Origin of the sequence: Micromonospora sp. NPDC051196, from assembly GCF_040682415.1 — a bacterium.
In the GTDB taxonomy this organism is placed as follows: Bacteria; Actinomycetota; Actinomycetes; order Mycobacteriales; family Micromonosporaceae; genus Micromonospora.
This window is the reverse complement of record NZ_JBFBAY010000001.1, coordinates 17,053-34,468: the sequence shown is the minus strand read 5'-3', so window position 1 is coordinate 34,468 and position 17,416 is coordinate 17,053. Positions and strand designations below refer to the sequence as shown.

The 17,416-nt window shown below is 68.4% G+C and carries 19 protein-coding genes and 2 pseudogenes; 14 read left to right on the top strand and 7 right to left on the bottom strand.

All coding sequences use genetic code 11. The features are described from left to right. Positions 1–46: 46 nt before the first annotated feature. Positions 47–1,045 carry an aldo/keto reductase gene (locus tag AB0M35_RS00185; protein WP_363740071.1) on the top strand — a complete coding sequence of 333 codons (999 nt, stop codon included), beginning with the start codon at positions 47–49 and terminating at the stop codon, positions 1,043–1,045. Positions 1,046–1,162: 117 nt separating this feature from the next. Then, complete coding sequence (locus AB0M35_RS00180) at positions 1,163–1,810, top strand: CGNR zinc finger domain-containing protein (RefSeq protein WP_363740070.1); 648 nt, start codon at positions 1,163–1,165, stop codon at positions 1,808–1,810. Between the two features lie 27 nt (positions 1,811–1,837). Here AB0M35_RS00180 and AB0M35_RS00175 read toward each other — a convergent pair whose 3' ends face one another. Together AB0M35_RS00175 and AB0M35_RS00170 are read right to left on the bottom strand one after the other, a co-directional pair. Beyond that, the gene (locus AB0M35_RS00175) at positions 1,838–2,548 is read right to left on the bottom strand and encodes an ElyC/SanA/YdcF family protein (protein ID WP_363740069.1); all 711 of its coding nucleotides are present in this window, start codon (positions 2,546–2,548) and stop codon (positions 1,838–1,840) included. A 158-nt stretch (positions 2,549–2,706) separates the two neighbouring features. Continuing rightward, positions 2,707–3,954 carry a pyridoxal-phosphate dependent enzyme gene (locus AB0M35_RS00170; protein WP_363740068.1) on the bottom strand — a complete coding sequence of 416 codons (1,248 nt, stop codon included), beginning with the start codon at positions 3,952–3,954 and terminating at the stop codon, positions 2,707–2,709. A gap of 218 nt (positions 3,955–4,172) precedes the next feature. On the opposite strand from AB0M35_RS00170, the gene AB0M35_RS00165 reads away from it, so the two are divergent. From AB0M35_RS00165 to AB0M35_RS00145, 5 genes are all read left to right on the top strand, one after another. Then, the gene (locus AB0M35_RS00165) at positions 4,173–4,871 is read left to right on the top strand and encodes a PAS domain-containing protein (protein ID WP_363740067.1); all 699 of its coding nucleotides are present in this window, start codon (positions 4,173–4,175) and stop codon (positions 4,869–4,871) included. 56 nt (positions 4,872–4,927) lie between these two features. Next, entirely contained in the window at positions 4,928–5,302 is a 375-nt protein-coding gene (locus tag AB0M35_RS00160) for a RidA family protein (protein WP_363740066.1), read from the top strand. Positions 5,303–5,626: 324 nt separating this feature from the next. After that, the gene (locus AB0M35_RS00155; RefSeq protein ID WP_363740065.1) at positions 5,627–6,196 is read left to right on the top strand and encodes a nucleotidyltransferase family protein; all 570 of its coding nucleotides are present in this window, start codon (positions 5,627–5,629) and stop codon (positions 6,194–6,196) included. Between the two features lie 1,128 nt (positions 6,197–7,324). Continuing rightward, positions 7,325–7,621: a helix-turn-helix domain-containing protein gene (locus tag AB0M35_RS00150; protein ID WP_349879237.1), complete on the top strand. Its 297-nt coding sequence runs from the start codon at positions 7,325–7,327 to the stop codon at positions 7,619–7,621. A 342-nt stretch (positions 7,622–7,963) separates the two neighbouring features. Beyond that, entirely contained in the window at positions 7,964–8,167 is a 204-nt protein-coding gene (locus AB0M35_RS00145; protein WP_013283833.1) for a cold-shock protein, read from the top strand. A gap of 54 nt (positions 8,168–8,221) precedes the next feature. On the opposite strand, the gene AB0M35_RS00140 is transcribed toward AB0M35_RS00145, so the two are convergent. Beyond that, positions 8,222–8,485 carry a hypothetical protein gene (locus AB0M35_RS00140; RefSeq protein WP_363742000.1) on the bottom strand — a complete coding sequence of 88 codons (264 nt, stop codon included), beginning with the start codon at positions 8,483–8,485 and terminating at the stop codon, positions 8,222–8,224. Positions 8,486–8,487: 2 nt separating this feature from the next. Next, positions 8,488–8,700, bottom strand: a pseudogene (locus AB0M35_RS00135) (hypothetical protein); the annotation flags it as partial. 263 nt (positions 8,701–8,963) lie between these two features. Here AB0M35_RS00135 and AB0M35_RS00130 point away from each other — a divergent pair. Beyond that, positions 8,964–10,622, top strand: a complete 1,659-nt coding sequence (locus AB0M35_RS00130) for a cellulose-binding protein (protein ID WP_363740064.1) — start codon at positions 8,964–8,966, stop codon at positions 10,620–10,622. A gap of 300 nt (positions 10,623–10,922) precedes the next feature. On the opposite strand, the gene AB0M35_RS00125 is transcribed toward AB0M35_RS00130, so the two are convergent. Next, a complete protein-coding gene (locus tag AB0M35_RS00125; protein WP_363740063.1) occupies positions 10,923–11,567 on the bottom strand; it encodes a hypothetical protein in 645 nt (214 codons plus the stop codon). Between the two features lie 261 nt (positions 11,568–11,828). Here AB0M35_RS00125 and AB0M35_RS00120 point away from each other — a divergent pair, with 261 nt between their 5' ends. Next, the gene (locus tag AB0M35_RS00120) at positions 11,829–12,056 is read left to right on the top strand and encodes a hypothetical protein (protein WP_363740062.1); all 228 of its coding nucleotides are present in this window, start codon (positions 11,829–11,831) and stop codon (positions 12,054–12,056) included. Between the two features lie 47 nt (positions 12,057–12,103). On the opposite strand, the gene AB0M35_RS00115 is transcribed toward AB0M35_RS00120, so the two are convergent. Both AB0M35_RS00115 and AB0M35_RS00110 read right to left on the bottom strand, forming a co-directional pair. Beyond that, positions 12,104–13,366, bottom strand: a complete 1,263-nt coding sequence (locus tag AB0M35_RS00115) for an ATP-binding protein (RefSeq protein WP_363740061.1) — start codon at positions 13,364–13,366, stop codon at positions 12,104–12,106. A 141-nt stretch (positions 13,367–13,507) separates the two neighbouring features. Next, positions 13,508–13,702: pseudogene (locus AB0M35_RS00110) on the bottom strand (hypothetical protein); the annotation flags it as partial. On the opposite strand from AB0M35_RS00110, the gene AB0M35_RS00105 reads away from it, so the two are divergent. The 5 genes from AB0M35_RS00105 (at position 13,690) to AB0M35_RS00085 (ending at position 17,300) form a co-directional block, all read left to right on the top strand. Then, positions 13,690–14,805: a hypothetical protein gene (locus AB0M35_RS00105; RefSeq protein ID WP_363740060.1), complete on the top strand. Its 1,116-nt coding sequence runs from the start codon at positions 13,690–13,692 to the stop codon at positions 14,803–14,805. The pseudogene AB0M35_RS00110 and the gene AB0M35_RS00105 sit on opposite strands and share 13 nt — an antisense overlap. 129 nt (positions 14,806–14,934) lie before the next feature. Beyond that, positions 14,935–15,516, top strand: a complete 582-nt coding sequence (locus AB0M35_RS00100) for an RNA polymerase sigma factor (protein WP_363740059.1) — start codon at positions 14,935–14,937, stop codon at positions 15,514–15,516. Continuing rightward, entirely contained in the window at positions 15,513–16,358 is an 846-nt protein-coding gene (locus AB0M35_RS00095) for a hypothetical protein (RefSeq protein WP_363740058.1), read from the top strand. The genes AB0M35_RS00100 and AB0M35_RS00095 overlap by 4 nt, the downstream gene beginning before the upstream one ends. A 104-nt stretch (positions 16,359–16,462) precedes the next feature. Then, entirely contained in the window at positions 16,463–16,696 is a 234-nt protein-coding gene (locus AB0M35_RS00090; protein ID WP_363740057.1) for a hypothetical protein, read from the top strand. A gap of 34 nt (positions 16,697–16,730) precedes the next feature. Continuing rightward, a complete protein-coding gene (locus AB0M35_RS00085; protein ID WP_363740056.1) occupies positions 16,731–17,300 on the top strand; it encodes a nucleotidyltransferase family protein in 570 nt (189 codons plus the stop codon). Positions 17,301–17,416 lie beyond the last annotated feature (116 nt).

The window sequence follows — 17,416 nt, the reverse complement described above, 5'->3', positions numbered from 1 at the left end:
CCGGCAGGTTGACGTGGTGTGTGCCCGGACAGATAGCTTTCCGCTCATGAGAACTGTTGAATTGGGGCGCACAGGAGAGCAGGTAAGCCAGATCGCCCTCGGGTGCATGTTGATGGGGACACTGACCGACGAGGCGTCGTCGTTCGAGATGCTGGATCGGTACCTCGACGCCGGCGGCAGCTTCCTCGACACCGCCAACTGCTATGCGTGGTGGCCTGCCCCCGGCAACACCGGCGGCGAGAGCGAGAGCCTGCTCGGCCGCTGGCTCGCCCGTGGCGGCCGACGCGATCAGGTCTTCCTCGCCACCAAGTGTGGTGCGCGGATACCCGACCCGGAAGAGGCACGCGGCAAGACGTGGGAGGAGGTCCAGGCACGGTTCGAGGGGGCGAGCGGTGACACGATCCGCCGGGGCATCGACCACAGTCTGCGGCGGCTCGGCACCGACCACGTCGACCTGTACTACGTACACGTCGACGACCGGTCGACGCCGTTGACGGAGACGCTGTCCGTCCTGGCGGACATCGTGCGTGCCGGCAAGGCCAGGTACATCGGCTGGAGCAACGTACGCACCTGGCGGCTGGAACGCATCCGGCAACTCTGTGACCGGCATGGCTGGCCGGCGCCGGTCGCGGTGCAACAGCAGCACAGTTACCTCCGCAGTCGTGCCGGGCTCGATCAGAAATCCATAGTGGACGGCGAGCAGCTCGACTACCTGCGGGAGCACGAAGACCTGACGCTGATCGCGTACTCGCCGATCCTCAAAGGTGTCTACGACGATCCCGAGAAGCGGCAGGGCCACGACATCATGTCCCCGTACGAGGGCCCGGACGCCGAGGCGCGTCTCGCGGCACTCACCGCGCTGGCCGCCGAGCTGGATGTCAGGCCTACCCAGCTGGTGCTCGCGTGGCTGCTGCATCAGACGTCGCCGAGCATCGTGCCGCTGATCGGGCCGCGGACCCTCGACCAGTACGACTCCGCCATGTCGGCGCTCGACGTCAAGCTGGACGCCGCACATGTCGAGCGGCTCGACGCCGCTGGCGCCTGAGCCTCGCGACCAAGGCGTTCGTCAAGTTCCCCACCCAGTCTCCCGGATACCAGAGACGACCGGCTGCTTGAAAGGAGCGTAACCGTCATAGACAATTTTGATGGTAGCCTGGGTGGCATGCCACCCGACGTGTGCCAGCTACCGTTGGTCGGCGGACACCCTGCACTCGATCTGATCAACACGCTCGAACGTGGGGATTCGCCTCACGATTTCCTGACCGACGGCCCCACACTGCTGCGCTGGGCGGTACGGGTGAGCGTGATCAGCGATGCGGAGGCCGACCAGGTCGGTCGAGCATGGCGCGACGAGCCTGCGGCGGCGCACGCGGGGCTGGACGCCGTACGGGACATCCGTAAAGGGCTGCATCCCGTGATGCTCGCGGCGATCACTTCCCCGGACGGCGAATCGGAGGGTGACCCCGTCACGGCCGGCGCAGCGCTGGTCGCACTACATCAGCGCTGGTCCGGCGCGGCAGCCCGAGCAAGACTCGTGCTCGACCCGTCGCGGATACGGCTGGTCTACGGCACCGTGCCGGCCACGCTGGTGCCCGACCGATTCGCCGAGGCCGCCCTCGACCTCATGCTGACGGCCGACCTCACCCGGGTGCGCCGGTGCCCGGTGCTCGAAGGCGGCTGCGGCTGGATGTTCCTCGACCAGAGCCGCAACGGATCCCGCCGTTGGTGTCGCATGGCCGACTGCGGCAACGCGGTGAAGGCGCGACGGCTCACCGAGCGCCGCCGTGCCGCCCGGCTCCCCGACTCGTGAACCGACATCGACGAGAACACACCCGGGTCAGAGCCGGGAACTGACACGCTCCCGCCCACTCAGGAGGGATTCGTGACGGCTCCACAGCCACTGCAGGTACTGCTGTAGCTCCTCAAGCGTCGCGACCCATCCCCTGTCCATGTAGGTCAGAATGCGCTTCACTTCCCCAGGAATGAGGTCGTAGGCACTTGCTCCGGTTTCCGGAACCGGTTCGTCCGGGGAGACGGCCACGGGGACCGGAATGATCGGGATGCGAACAGCGGTCTTATCGAGGGCCTTGAGGAGCGTGAGGTAGGCGCGGGGCAGGTGGTAGGGAGAGACTGCGAGGGCGAGGCTCCTGATGTTATGGCACCTGACCTGGTCGACGATCCATGCGGCTTGCAGGGCCGTGTTCGGAGCCGGCTCGGTCTGGATGTGCACCCCGTCGACGCGTCGGAGACCGAGACTGCGCAGGTAGCCGAGCGTGATCTCGACGTAGGTCCGCTCGGCCGGATTGCCGTTCGCCACCAGCAGGTAGCGAAGGTCTGGATTCGCCTCCCAGTCGCGAATCGCATGGGTGAAACGCCATTCTTCACCTTGGCCGCTGGCTATGACGAGCGCATCGACGTGGTCGGCGGCCGACGGCGGCAGAGCCAGAATCATCGTGAGAGCTTTCGTCACGGCCAGCAACTGGCCGGTGGTGAAACCGGCGACGTCATCTTCCCTCACGATCCGAGGAGTCGTGCTGCTCGGGCTCATCAAGTTCTTCGGCCAATCCTGTAGTTCGGACCATGGACACTACTCGGGACCCAGCAGGTCCATCTCAGCACGCCGGTCGTGCCGGGCCACCGGTATCAGCGGCGACGGCTCGACCTGCGCGGACCGGCAGTCGCGGCAGAACAATCCCGGGTACGAGATCACGGGGAGACGTCCTCGATGAGATTGCTGAGCGCCTGACCGGCCTTGAGGCCGGAGCCGGTCAGGACGAGGACCACGGTGTCGTCGGGGTTGATGTGGCCGTCGGCGTGGAAGTGACGGAGGGCGGGCAGGACCTGGGCGCTGGTGGGTTCGACGAACACTCCGGTGCGGGCGAGCTCACGCACGGCGGGTAGGAGTTCCTCCTCGGCGACTGCGGTGGCGGCGCCGCCACTGCCGCGGATCGCCGCGAGGACCTCCCGGTCGCGTACCGGCTGGGCGATGGCTGTTCCTTCGGCGAGCGTCTTGGGCCAGGTGCGGGCCTCGACCGCGGTGTCGCCGCCCGCGAGGGCGTTGACGAGGGGGCAGCAGTGGTCGGGCTGGCTGACCAGGATGCGGGGCACCTGGTCGATTTCTCCTGCGCGTTTGAGCTCGGCGAAGCCCATGGCGCAGCCCAGGACGAGGCTGCCGGCGCCGGCCGGCACGAGGACGGCCGAGGGGGCGGTGAAGCCCAGGTCCTCCCAGATCTCGTACGCGATCAGTTTGATGCCCTGGAGAAAGTGGGGATGCCAGTTGTGGCTGGCGTAGAAGCGGGTGTCGGCGCGGCGGATGGCTTCATTGGCGACGTCCTGGCGGCTGCCTGGAACGAGATCCACGCCGGCTCCGTGCAGGCGAGCTTGCACGATTTTTGCGGGAGACGTGGAGGCGGGGGCGATGATCTGGGCGTCGATGCCGGCGGCGGCGCTGTAGGCGGCGATGGAGGAGCCGCCGTTGCCGCTGGAGTCTTCGAGGATCTGCCCGATGCCCTGGTGACGCAGCGCGGTGATCATGACGGAGCTGCCGCGGTCCTTGAAGCTGCCGGTGGGGTTCATGGACTCGGGCTTGACTGCCACGTGGAGTCCCGCGAAGGTCCGCGACAGCAGGGGGGTGCGTCCTTCGCCCAGGGTGACGGGATCGACCTGGGGCAGGGGCAGCGCGGCCCGGTAGCGCCACTGAGAGTTGACGCCGGTGTCGATCTGCTCGCGGGCGATGCCGGGCAGGGGCTCCATCATCAGCGGGGATCCGTCGTCACCGCGCCAGCGGGGCTGATCGGATGCGTAGCGGCGGCCACTGCGGTCGATGAGTTGGGGCATGTTGTCGGACATCGCGGGTGACGCTCCTTCGTCGGTGCTGGTTGAGGAGGGTGAGGAGACCATGCCGACGACAGTGGCCCCGGTGTCCAGGAACTGGATCCGGCGCGCGGAGGGCATCAAGCGTCCTTCCTGAGAACTCAGCTGACGCAAGAGTTCGGTAGGCGCGTGACGGTGCGATCGGCTGCGTGACGACGCCGGGCGAGCCTCCTCATCGCCTCGGGACAGGAACTCTAGATCCAGATAGATTTTCTGTCTATCCTGAGACAGGAAATCTAAAGACCGGCGAGTGACGGCAGCGATGGGCCCGGCACAGGCGACCCGGAAGGAGCAAGCGGATGTCCGTGAAGGACGAGAGCATCCGGCGCGCTGAGAAAGACGATCGGCAGGCGGAAGGGCCAGCGCCGCCCGCCTCTACCGTTGACGAGCACATCCTCGCTGAGGCCGAGAAGATCGCTGTCGCGGTGGGCCGCATGTTTCCCGGCCTCTGCGAGGTGGTGCTGCACGATCTACGCAATCCGCGCCATGCCATCCGGGCCATCGAGAACAACCTGTCCGGACGGCAGGTGGGCGACTCGGCCACCGAGCTGGGACTGGCCCGCATCCAGGACCCGAACTACCCCAGCGTCATCCAGAACTACGCCAACCAGTTCCCTGACGGACGCCCCGCCAAGAGCACCTCGATCGGCATCAAGAACGCCGCCGGCGAGTACATCGCGGCACTCTGCCTGAACCTCGACGTCTCGACCCTCTCCCCGGTCACCCTGGCCCTGTCCAACCTGGTGGCAACCGACCCTACGCACCGCGACGTCCCGCTGGAAAACCTCCGTGACCGCTCCTGGCGCGAGCTGCGCGAGGTCATCGAGACGGCTGCGGCCGAACGCTCCACCACCCCCCGCTCCCTGTCCCGGGACGACAAGAAGGACCTCGTGCGCCGCCTGTACGCGGACGGCTACTTCGACACCCGCAACGCAGCGCAGACCATCGCCGACCTTCTCGGCATTTCCCGCGCCAGCGTCTACACCTACACGAAGTGAGAACGATGACCACCCACACGCCTCCCCGCGACGTCGACACCACGCGATCGCCGATCATGACGGCTGACAGTGCCGAGCTGACGCCCCCTGCGGGCCACTACTCGCACGTCGCCACCCACCAGGGAGTCGCCTACATCTCGGGGCAGCTTCCCCTGGCGCCTGACGGGAGCAGCCTGTCCGGCGAGCCCTTCGAGGTCCAGGCCCGCCAGGTACTCGACAACGTCGACGCCTGCCTGCGGATCGCCGGCACCAGCCGGGACAGGCTGCTGTCCGTCACCGTGTACGTCATCGACATCGCCGACTGGCCCGCCTTCGACGGCCTCTATCAGGACTGGATCGGCGCCCACCGCCCTCAGCGCGCCGTCGCCGGCGTGAAGGAGCTGCACTACGGGTCCGCCGTAGAGGTGCACGCCATTGCGGCCCTCGACTGACCGGGCGACCGGAACTTCGCCGCCGCCGACTTGCCGGTGCGGTGCAAGTCCGGACGGACGCTCCCGCGCGGGGAACTGACCACGCGGGGCTGGCAACTGGCCCCGGCGCGCCGCCAGTGAGTGCCTTGTGGCAGGTCTCCGCCCCGTCAGCAGGCTGACCTCGCCTTGAGGTGCCCTGGTGTGCCGGAGGTTTGGTTACCTTGCGCCGGTGGGCTCAGGCTGAACGATAGCCGTCACGGGCCGCGCAACGTCCGGGCAATCCGGCGCCCTTGCGGGCTGATTGCTCGACTGGCCAGGATCGAACAGCGGCAGCCAGGGGACGCGATGCGGGAAGACGAACTGCGGGACCTGGTCCAGCGCAGCCCTTGGCTGATCCGGGCGCTGGGCGTCGTGCGGGACTCCGCCCTACCGGACGCCTGGATCGGCGCCGGCACCATCCGCGACCTCGTCTGGGCCGAACGGTACGGCAACGGCTTCGACCCAACATCGGTACGCGACATCGACGTCGCCTTCCTCGACCCGACAGACCTGACCCGCGACAACGACAACCGCGCCACCAGACGGCTGGAAGCAGCCTGGCCGGAGCCACCCTGGGAAGCAAAGAACCAAGCCGCCGTCCACACCTGGTACCCGGCGAAGTTCGGCGGCGGCCCGGTGCCGCCACTGCGCAGCATCACCGAAGCGGTCGCCACCTGGCCCGAATACGCCACCGCTGTGGCCATCCGCCTCGACCCACACGACCACATCGCCGTCTGCGCACCACACGGCCTCGACGACCTCCTCGACGGCGTATGGCGACCCAACCCCACCAGAGTCAGCCCCGAGACCTCCCGGCAACGACTCGCCCGCCACCGCCCCACCGAACGCTGGCCCCGCGTCCGCGTCATCACCTGAACCACCCACGCCCACCTCGGCAGCCGCCGCCACGGCCAACACCCGCCCGCCAGCGGCCCTCCGACCCCGAGCCCGAGCCCGACAGCCATTAGGGCCACCTCGGCGTCTTGGCATTGACCGATCACGGCCTCGTCGCGATAAGAAGCCTTGGCCACGCCGGCGGGGTGGGCGTCGGTCTTATTCGCAGACCCTGCGTGCGGCGTCGGTTCGCCACTGCTGCAGGACAGCCGGCAGGCCCCCTCCCGTCGTACGGAGCCACGACGTGGCCGCCGTGCGGTGCGGTCGAAGCCGGCCAGCAGGAGTGTCCGGGTTCGCTGGCCGTCGCGACGATGCCGACAAGAACGACGGCGATGGCGAGGAGTGCGCGGGGCCGTATCCGCCGGCGGTGGCCTCCGGAGGGCTGCGTCGTGGGCGGTGAACGCGACCAACGCGGCCGGCCCGGGTGCGTCGTCGACCGTGCGGCGGTCTTCATCGGCCGGTAGGTGGCATCGGCGTCGGGTCGTTGTCGCCATGGCTCGCGCCCTGGCTGCTCGGCGGACCAGTCATCCTGGTGACCGTCGGCCAGGAAATCTAGGTTGGAACGGCTAGACATCCTCTGCGGTATGGCATACTCTTCTTCGAGTCGAGAGGAAAGATCCGTCAAGACGCAGACGGGCCGTCCGGCCGTGAGGACACGACGGGCGGCTAGGAGAGGAACATGCTTCACCGTTCCTCCCGAGAGGCAGTAAGAGCACGTCAGTTCCGGCGTGACACAGCCGGGGTGCAGGTGGGGCCAAAGTTCTTTCAGGGCTCCAGCTGATGTTCGCCGCACGTGTCGGGGCTGTGAAGTCGCGTGGGCTCCGGCGCCGGCAGACAGTACGACAGCAAGGGAAAAGTAGCAGAGGAAAGGGAGGGCCGTTCACCGTTGGATCGCCCGCCGTCGGCCGTTATGTCAGGCCGGGCGGACACCGCAGTTTCCATCGAACGAGAGGTGGTCTCCGGTCACGCATATGCGATCCTCGCACCCGAAGCCGTCAATGACGGCTGGTGCGGATACGACAAGCCGACGTTCCGGTCGGTAGATGGTGTTCTGACCCGTAACCCTGGGCCCCGGCGCACAAGCGCCGGGGCCCTCGACGTGGAGGTGACATGGGGCAAAACCCCGAAGACATGTTCGGCGATGAGAACTACCCGGCCTACACCATCGGGCAGGCCGCGGAGATGCTCGGCACCACGCAGGACTTCCTGCGTCGCCTGGACGAGGCAAAATTGATCAACCCGCACCGCTCCAGCGGCGGGCACCGCCGCTACTCCCGCTATCAGCTGCGCCTGGCCGCCCGGGCCCGCGAAATGGTCGACGACGGCACCGCCCTGGAGGCCGCCTGCCGGATCATCATTCTGGAAGACCAACTCGAGGAAGCCCTCCGGCAGAACGAGAAGCAGTAGCGGGGGCCGCGGCGACAGGACTGACTGGCCACCCTTCGGTGAGCGCGTCCACGATCGCCAGGCGCGCCGGGTCGCCGAGCGCGGCGTGGATCCGGGCGCGCCTCCGCAGGGGAGCAAGCTCAGTGGCCAGGTCCACTCACCGCCATCGGATCGGCGACGGATCATGTGCTACGGTAGCTGAGTTGCAGTTTTGATTTCCGTAGACGTTTTCCGGCGCCTGATGGGGCATCTGAAACCCATCCAGGCGCTTTTCGTTTTTCGTGTCGTTTCGACGCGGGTGATCAACGCGGCGGCGTAAGGGTCCGCACAGTGCGGTCTCCAACAGCCTGCGAAGGAGCAGACATGACTACAGGTACCGTGAAGTGGTTCAACGCCGACAAGGGCTTCGGCTTCATCAGCCCGGACGACGGCGGCGCCGACGTCTTCGCCCACTTCTCCGCGATCTCGGCGAGCGGCTTCCGCAGCCTCGACGAGAATCAGAAGGTGGAGTTCGACATCACCCAGGGCCAGAAGGGCCCGCAGGCGGAGAACATCCGCCCGCTCTGATCCACATTCTCTGAACGGCGGCCCGACTGGTTCAGCGGGCCGCCATTCGGCGTTTCATGCGCTCACCGACGCCATCGCGAAAATCATCTGATCGGCAGAAGGCCCGCCATCTCGGTCTGGAGCCAGCCCAGCATTGCCCCCGTGTTCTCCTCCGGCAAACTCGTCGCGGCGGTCCCAGGCGGTGAACAGGTCGACGTCCTCGCTGGGCCGCTCGAGAAGCCCGGCGGCCTGGACCGCGTAACCGCCGGCCAAAGCGAAGCCGAATCGAGTAGCCGCCGCGAGCCCGGTGCGGGCGAGGCGTTCGTGGAAGGGGTCCACCGTTACGCCGCGTTGCTGCGGGTCGCGGCGAGTTCAGGAAAGGCGTCCTCCCAGCGCTGGCGGAGCTGGGGTGGCAGCCAGAGGGTGGGCCAGAGCCGCCGGAGGAGGTCTGCATCGAGCCAGGCGTTGAGATCCTCGACCGTGGCGGCTTCGGTGAGCACCACCTTGTACATACTGGCCAGGCGCGCGGTCCGGTTGAGGTCGTACTCGGCGTGCCTGAGGTTCCCCCGGTAGCTCGGACATTGGCGACGGCGTCGCCCGATCGCGGTGATCTTCCCGCGACTCTCCGACAAGTGTTTGGATCCTGCAACAAACCTGCACATCCCTGCTCTTGTGCGTGGGTAAGCGCTTTCCTAGCCTGAGGTTACATCGACGTTTCGCTCTATAGCCATCGAGGCTTGCGTAAACGTAGCCACCCGCGGTGTCGGGCTGTGCAGGACATGTCTCGCGCCGCGCTCACCTCTGAGGAGACCACCCAGTGAGAACCACAGTGCGACACAGGCTTCTGGCCGGCGGCACCGCCGTGGTCGCGGCGGCCGTGGTGGCCGCGGCGCTGCCGGTGACCCACGCGTCGGGCGCGGCTGACGGCCTCGCCGCCGCGTCGGCCGCCGCCAACGCGACCAACCTCAGTATCGGGGCCGGCTCCGACGGCTCCAGCAAGGCCAGCGGCACCAGCTACGGCAACGTGATCGACGGCGATGTGGGCACATACTGGTCACCGTCCGGCTCCACCGGCCGTATCTCGGTCAAGTGGGGCTCCGCCATCACGGTCGGCTCGGTCACCATCCGCGAGGCGTCCGGCGCGGTCGGGGTGATCGGCGCCTGGCGACTCGTCAACAACGACACCGGAGCCACCCTGGCCAGCGGCACCGGGGCCGGGACCATCACCTTCGCCGCCACCTCGCTGCGCAAAATCAACTTCGAGATCACCAGCGCGAGCGGCACGCCGAGGGTCGCCGAGTTCGAGACGTACGCCTCCGGCACGACCACCCCGCCGACCACCCCGCCGCCGACGACCGGGCCGACCACCCCGCCGCCGACCACCCCGCCGCCCTCGTCCGGCACCTTGTACGTGGCACCGACCGGCACCGACAGCGCGCCCGGGACGCTGGCGAGCCCGACGACGCTCACCTCCGCGATCACCCGGATCGCCGCGGGCGGCACGATCTTCATGCGCGGCGGCACCTACCGCTACTCGCAGACGATCACCATCGGCCAAGGCAACAACGGCACGTCGAGCGCCCGCAAGAACATCTTCGCGTACGCGGGGGAGACGCCGATCCTGAACTTCTCGGCGCAGAGCGAGGACCCGGCCAACCGGGGGCTCGAAATGGGCGGGTCGTGGTGGCACGTCCGGGGCATCGTCGTCGAGCGCGCCGGGGACAACGGCATCCTGCTCGCCGGCAACAACAACATCGTCGAGCGGGTGGTGACCCGCCACAACCGGGACTCCGGCCTCCAGCTCTCGCGGTTGATCGCCAACGCGCCCCGGGACCAGTGGCCCTCGAACAACCTCGTGGTGAGCACGGTGTCGCACGACAACGTGGACTCCGACGGTGAGGACGCCGACGGCTTCGCCCCCAAGCTGACCGTGGGCTCCGGCAACGTCTTCCGCTACACCGTCGCGCACAACAACATCGACGACGGGTACGACCTCTACACCAAGAGCGACACCGGCGCGATCGGCGCGGTGACCATCGAGTCCTCCCTCGCCTACGGCAACGGCACCCTGAGCAACGGTGGTCAGGCCGGCAACGGTGACCGCAACGGCTTCAAGCTCGGTGGTGAGGACATCGCGGTGAACCACACTATCCGGGGCAACATCGCCTACGACAACGGCAAGCACGGGTTTACCTACAACCGCAACCCCGGCACGATGACGGTGTCGAACAACGCCAACATCGGCAACACCGAGCGCAACTTCAACTTCGACGGCGGCTCCTCGGTGTTCCGCAACAACACCTCGTGCAACGGCGGCTCGAACGACCGGATCATCGGCAACGCCGACAGCTCGAACCAGTTCTGGTCCGGCACCAACGGCTCCCGATGCTCGTCGTACTCGGGGGCGTTGGGCTGGTCCTTCGCGTCCGACGGCCGGCTCGTCGTGACCTTCGGCGGCCGAGTGGTCACCCCGTAACACCAGCGACGGCGCGGCGCCACCCGTGAATCGTCGCCGCTCTGCCGTCGTTGAGTGAGTCGAGCCTCAGTTGCCGCTCACCCGCAGTGCCAAACAACGCCAGAAAGCGGCCCAACGAACTTCGCGCCTCCATGCCGAGTGGCCCGGGAAACTTTCATCCCGGGCCACTCGCAAAACCGCATGTGGCGATATCCCGTTATACGACTCGTGTCGTACGGCGTCTTCATCGAGGTGGAGGAGACCTGCCCGGGCGGCAGCCATCCCAGTGCCTCTCGGGCCGGGGCACGCACCTGACCGCGGTCAGGTGTGGGCGCTCGGGGTCGGCCTCTCCGTGAGTTCCCACCGGTCGCCGTGACCCGTGGCGATCGCGATCGCCTCGATCACCCGTCGGGCCGCTGCCAGATCATCGACGAATCTGACGGCGGCTTCGAGGCCGACCGGCGGCCCGCCGGCGAGGCTCGCGGCCACAGCGACCATCTGCCGGTCACGGTCCGGCACGTCGGCGACCGCCGCGAAGCCGACCACCGCCGCCCAATCGCGGACCTGCCCTATCTCCACGGTGGCATCCGCGTCCCACACCAGACTGATGCGCTCCACAAAGTCACCGAAGCCCGGCTGGTCCGGAACCGCCGTGAAGGTCAGCAGATGCACGGCGGCCCGCCGGCCGAGCGTGGCGCCGGTCGCGATGTCGGTGGCGAGAAGGCCCCGAATCCCATCACCGGTCGACTCGGAGGAAAAGTCCAGCCGGGGACTCCGATGCAGCGGCGGCGCCGTATCTGGGTCGGCCAGTAGCTCCGCCACCCGCAGGCACTTCTCACACGGCGGCAACGCGGCGATCTCGACCCACGCGTCAGTGCGATACATGTCGTACGGGATGTCCGTCGCCTCCTGGTCGCTGCCCCGGACCGGACGCTCCGGAGCCGAACACAGCGTGTAACCCGTCATCCCGCCCTCCCCGCCGCCCTCGTCGCTGAGATCCACAGACAGGTGCTGGAGCGTGCCGTCCGTACACGGTTGAGGTATCACGGGACCCTCCTCACCACCGGATGCTTCGCCGGCCGCCGGTGACAGCGAAGTCTATCCATGCCTCGCTACGATCCCGCGGCGTCACGAACATCGCCGCCGCCAACCGCCACCACGCCCACGACAGCATCCGCCCGCTGGCGCTACTTGGCATGAGGGAACGGCGATGCACGCCGGCACACGGTGGAAGCTCGCCGTTCCGTTGATCGGCCTGAGCCTGCTGGTGGTGGTCCCGGCGCGGAGGCGCTGCTGGCCTCGTTCGACACCGACCAGGCCCGCACGCTCGGCTTCTACCTGCTCGCCGACCTCGCCCTCGGGCTGGTCCGCGCGCAGACCGGCCAGTCCCTGGACGACCTGGTCCGGGAACTCACCCTGCTCGTCGCCACCACACCACCGCCCCCGCCCGGCTGATGGCATGCCCACTCCCATGACGGCTGAGGAGCGGCCTGCGAGCGAGGTCAGTCTGCTGTCGAGGCGGAAACCTGCCATAGGGCGCTGACCGGCATGGCGCGGAGTCTGTCGCCGAACGGCAGCGTGGCGGTTCCGGTATAGAGGACGATGCCGACGATGAAGTCGTCGCCGAGGCGGTCGGCGAGTCGGCGTAGGCCGCGGAAGTCGTCGGGTCCGACGGTGCTGGCTGCTTTGACCTCGATCCCGACCACCTGACCAGCTCGGTTCTCGAGCACCGCGTCGACTTCGTACCTGCTCTGGTCGCGGTAGTGAGACAGGTCGACGAACTGCTCAGACCAGGTGAGCTGCCGGGACAGCTCGGACAGCACAAATGACTCGAGCAGCGGCCCGAACGGTGCGCCCGGCCGGAGCAGTGCCCGGGCGTCGGTCGCGATTTCGTTGGCGGCGATGCCCGAGTCGACGAAGATCAGCTTTGGCGCGGCGGTGGCACGGGTGCCGAGGTTGCGGGACCAGCCGGGAATCCGTTTGATCAGGAAGATCTCTTCTAGGGCTTGGAGGTAGCGGACGATCGTCGGCCGGCTCAGTCCGAGGGCGGATTCGAGGGAGTTCGCGGCGATGATGGTCGCGGACCTGGCCGCGAGGAGGCGTACCAGCCTGCGTAGCTCGCCCTTGTGCTGGATGTCGGACAGCTGCCGGACGTCGCGGTCGATGAGCGCCTGGACATAGGCGTCGAGGAACCGTTGGCGGCGGCGCGGGTCGGTGCGGGCGGTGGCCTCGGGTAGGCCGCCTCGCACGATCCTGGCCGCGTAGTCGGCGCGAGTCACGTCCGACTCGTGTCGCAGGTCCGGGCCGAGCGCGAAGACGGCGTCGATGAATCCGTCCAGGGCTCCGTCGAGTTCGCCTTGGGAAAATGGCCAGAGCTCGACGGTTTCCATCCGACCGGGCAGCGCGTCCGGCGCAGCCACCATGCCGAACAGCCGAGACGATCCGGTGAGCAGGTACCGGCCAGGACGGGGATCTTCGTCGACGGCAGCCTTGATGGCCAACAGGAGCTCCGGAGCGCGCTGGATCTCGTCGATGACCAGGAGTTCGGAGGAGTCCACGAACCCGACCGGATCGGCGATCGCCGCCGCCCGGTCCTGAGCCCGATCAAGATCGCGGCGCTCGGCCAGACGATCGCCGGCAACGAGGCGGACCAGGGTGCTCTTGCCCGCTTGGCGTGCCCCGCTGATCAAGACGACGCGGGTGTCCGCCAGAGCAGCGTTGACCTGCGCGGCGGCGTGGCGGGGGATTAGATGCGGTGTGGACACGGCGTCATCATAACCGCCGCATTTTCGATCTGCGAAGCCACTTGCTTTCGATTTGCGGCACCCGAAGCGTTCGATACGCGGTCATTTGATGTTCGATCTGCGGGCCAGGCGGACGGGGCGGTTCGTGGAAGGGGTCCACGGCTACGTCGCGTTGCTGCGGGTCGCGGCGAGTTCGGGGAAGGCGTCCTCCCAGTGCTGGCGGAGCTGGGGCGGCAGCCAGAGGGTGGGCCAGAGTCGCCGGAGGAGGTCCGCGTCGAGCCAGGCGTTGAGATCCTCGACGGTACTGGCTTCGGTGAGTACCACCTTGAACATGCTGGCCAGGCGTGCGGCCCGATCCCGGCCGGGATCGGGCCGAGTTGCGGTCGCTGTCGACCCGGGCCGACATCACCGCCACCAGCTTCGTGAACACCTACGAGTGGGGCGACTTCAAGGGCGACCCGCGCACGCTGATGGAACGGTACTTCGACGCGCACCTGTACTTGGCAAACTGGGGCACCCGCCGGCTCGTGCTGCGGCTACCGAAACACGTGCTCGACCCCGCCACCGTCGCCCGGTACTGCCAGGGCGACAGCGCGTCCGCGTGGACTGCCGGCAAGCACGTCATCATCGACCTCCACGACGAGGACGAGGACGGCACCGACGAGTGGGACATCGACGGCCACGGTCTGCTCACCTCGATCGTCCCGGTCCGGGCCGGCCTCGCCGCTGGCGACCTGCGCCTGCTGTACCTGGCCTGGCTGCGCTGCGTACAGTCCGAGGAGATCGCCGACGATGAGCCCGAACCGCCCGTCCCCGGCGGTATGGGCACCCTCGGCGCGCCCCTCACCGCCGTCGCCGAGTTCCTGCGCATCGACCCCGACCTGATCGCGGCCGCGGCGGCCGGGTCGGCGCCGGCCACCTCCGGCGAACCGACCGCCGCGCAACTACGGACCTGGGTCGTCGGACTGCCCGTACGGGACAAGGACGTCATCCTGACCGACCTGATCACCGGCGGCGACAGCCACCTGCGCAGCCGACTGCTGCGCCGCTACCGCGACGAACACCGCACTGATACGCCCACCCCGGCAGTCGCCCGCACCGCCGGGGAACTGCTCGCCACCGCCGCGGAGTTGCGCGCCCAGCGGGAACGACGGGACACCGAGCAGCGTGAACGCGACCGGATTCGCCGCGAACGGTCCGCCGCAGCCGCCCGGCAACGGCACCTTGACACCCTCGCAGTCGACCAACCCGCCGCATGGCAGCGGGTCGACGAACTCATCGCCACGAAGAAACCCCGCGAGTACGACACCGCCGTTCAACTCCTCGTCGACCTGCGCGATCTTGCCGAAGGTGGCGGAGACAGCATGTCGTTCCGACATCGGTTGGCCGAGCTACGGGCGGTGCACGCCCGCAAGCCCAGCCTGCTCGAACGCCTCAACCTCGCAGGCCTCGACACCTGACGCATGGTTCGCCGCCCGGTGAGCTGGCCACCATCGCTTACCCGCGCTGCTGCTCTCGCGCCGGCGCCACGGCCTCAGACGTTGACCGTCTGCCTGCAACAGGGCCGGCGTGGGCGGCCATAGTGTGGTGTGAGGCATCAGGTACGGCCGTCGGATGAGGAACTGTGGTCCTCGATCGTCGCCGGTGACGAATCGGCGTTCGGTCGGCTCTTCGACCGTTACTCCCGTCCGGTCTACAACCACGCGTTCCGGCTGACCGGGTCGTGGTCGATGGCCGAGGATGTCACCCAGGCGACGTTCCTGGTCGCGTGGCGCCGTCGTCACGACGCCCGGTTGGTGGAGGGCTCGGCGCTGCCGTGGCTGCTGGTTATTGCCACGAACGGGGTCCGCTCCGAGTGGCGGTCGGCGCGTCGGTGGCTGGCGCTGCTCCGGCGTCTACCGGCGGAGCGTTACGCCGATGGTGACCTCGCCGAGGAGGTTTCCGCGCGGCTCGACGACGAGCGGCGGATGACCGAGGTCCTCTCGGTGGTCCGCCGGTTGCCACCGGCCGAGCGGGAGGCGGTGGCGTTGTGCCTGTGGTCCAGCGTGTCGTACCCGGACGCGGCAGCCGTGTTGGGCATCAGTGAGGTCGCGGTGCGGTCCCGGGTCAGTCGTGCCCGCGGCCGCCTGGCGCGACTGCTGCCCGAGGAGATTCAGGAGGGGAAGCGGTGAACGACATTCTCGACCTACCTGCGGAGCGGGACCTGCCGCCGAAGGCGGCGCACGTGATGCGGGCCCGGATCCTTGGTTCGGTGCGCCCGCGCCCAGCTCGTAGGCCACGACTGCGAGCCGCCGTGGCGGGGGTAGTGCTGCTGGCCGTGGCGTCCGGGGCCGCAGCGGTGGTGTGGGACCGGCCGGACGACTCGACTGTGCAAGTGTTGGCCATGGGACCAGGTGAGTTGTCGCCGACACTGCGGGATGCGGCCGAGCGGTGCCTGCGGTGGAACTCCCCGCAACGGCAGACCCGCCAGGACCCGGGAGAGCGACCCGTCCCGGTGTCCCTGGCCGACCTGGCGGTGGCCATCGAGCGGGGTGACCGCGCACTGGTGTTGTTCATGAACGACGTCGGCTACGCCACCTGCGACGTCGAGTCGCCGGGAACGGACCGCGAGTCCGGCGGGGGCGCCACCGATCCCTGGCCGCACGGCGAGTGGCTGCCCGGACCGGTGCAGCGACTGCTGCTGACCTCCACCGAGCCCGACGGTGGAGACGTCAGCGTCAGCGGCCGGGTCAGCCGACGCGTCCACCGGCTCGTACTCGACCACGGTGACGGCCACACCACCGCAGCACGACTTTCCGAAGGGGCGTTCGGCCTGATGACCAGCGACGCCAGACTCAAGGCAGGCAACGCCCCTGAACTGGTCAGCTACGACGCCAAGGGGACGGAGGTCGACAGGCGCCCGCTGTTCCAGGCCGAAGACCAACTCGAGCACTGCTACGCGGGCCCGGACAGGAAGCGGATCTACGGCAAACCGACCAGCAACTGCCGTCCTGCCGAGAAGTGGGGGCGTTAGCCATGATCGAGGGTGACTGCTGCCCCGGGACGCGAGTCGTCACTCGCGGACCAGCCCCGGTGGTAGCGCGTCCTCGTCGGGTCGGACTGACGGGCTTCAGCGTCGTGCGCAAGCTGGGGGAGATCGAGTACGACATCAGCCCGCTCCGCTTCGAGATCCAACGTCGGCACGTCTTCGAGCTGGTGCTGCACGGGGCGACGCCCGAGCGGTGGGCGAGCCAGGAAGACCACGACGGCGAGCAGGAGCCCACCCGGTTCGAGTGCTTCTGGATACCGTTACGGGCCGCGCACGTCCTGCAGTCCGGCCAGGGCGCTCTCGTGGGCCGGTTGTTCGACTGACCAGGAATCCCAACAGTGGCAACCGGGGGAACCGATGCGGGAAGACGAACTGCGGGACCTGGTCCAGCGCAGCCCATGGCTGATCCGGGCACTGGGCGTCGTCCGGGACTCCGAACTGCCGGACGCCTGGATCGGCGCGGGCGCCATCCGCGACCTGGTCTGGAGCGAGCGGTACGGCGACGGGTTCGACCCCGCGCTGGTGCGTGACGTCGACGTCGTCTTCCTCCACGCGGCAGACCTCAGCCGCGACAACGACGACCGGGCCACCCGGCGGCTGGTGACGGCCTGGCCGGAGCCACCGTGGGAGGCAAAGAACCAGGCCGCCGTGCACACCTGGTACGCGGCCAAATTCGGCGACGGCCCGGTGGCCCCGCTGCGCACCATCGCCGATGCCGTTGCCACCTGGCCCGAGTACGCCACCGCCGTCGCCGTACGCCTCGACGCGTACGACCAGATCACGGTGTGCGCGCCGCACGGCCTCGACGACCTGCTCGACGGGGTGTGGCGACGCAACCCGAGCAGGGTCAGCCCGCAGATCTCCCGGCAACGACTCGCCCGCCATCGCCCCACCGAACGCTGGCCCGGCGTCCGCGTCGTGACCTGAGCCGGCCCTCGAAACCCATGAAGGGTTGCCGCCGAGACCGCAGCCCGGACGACCAACAATGATCCTGGATGATGTGTGCGACGTGTGCTCTCCAGCCGCAACCACCCTGGGTCAAC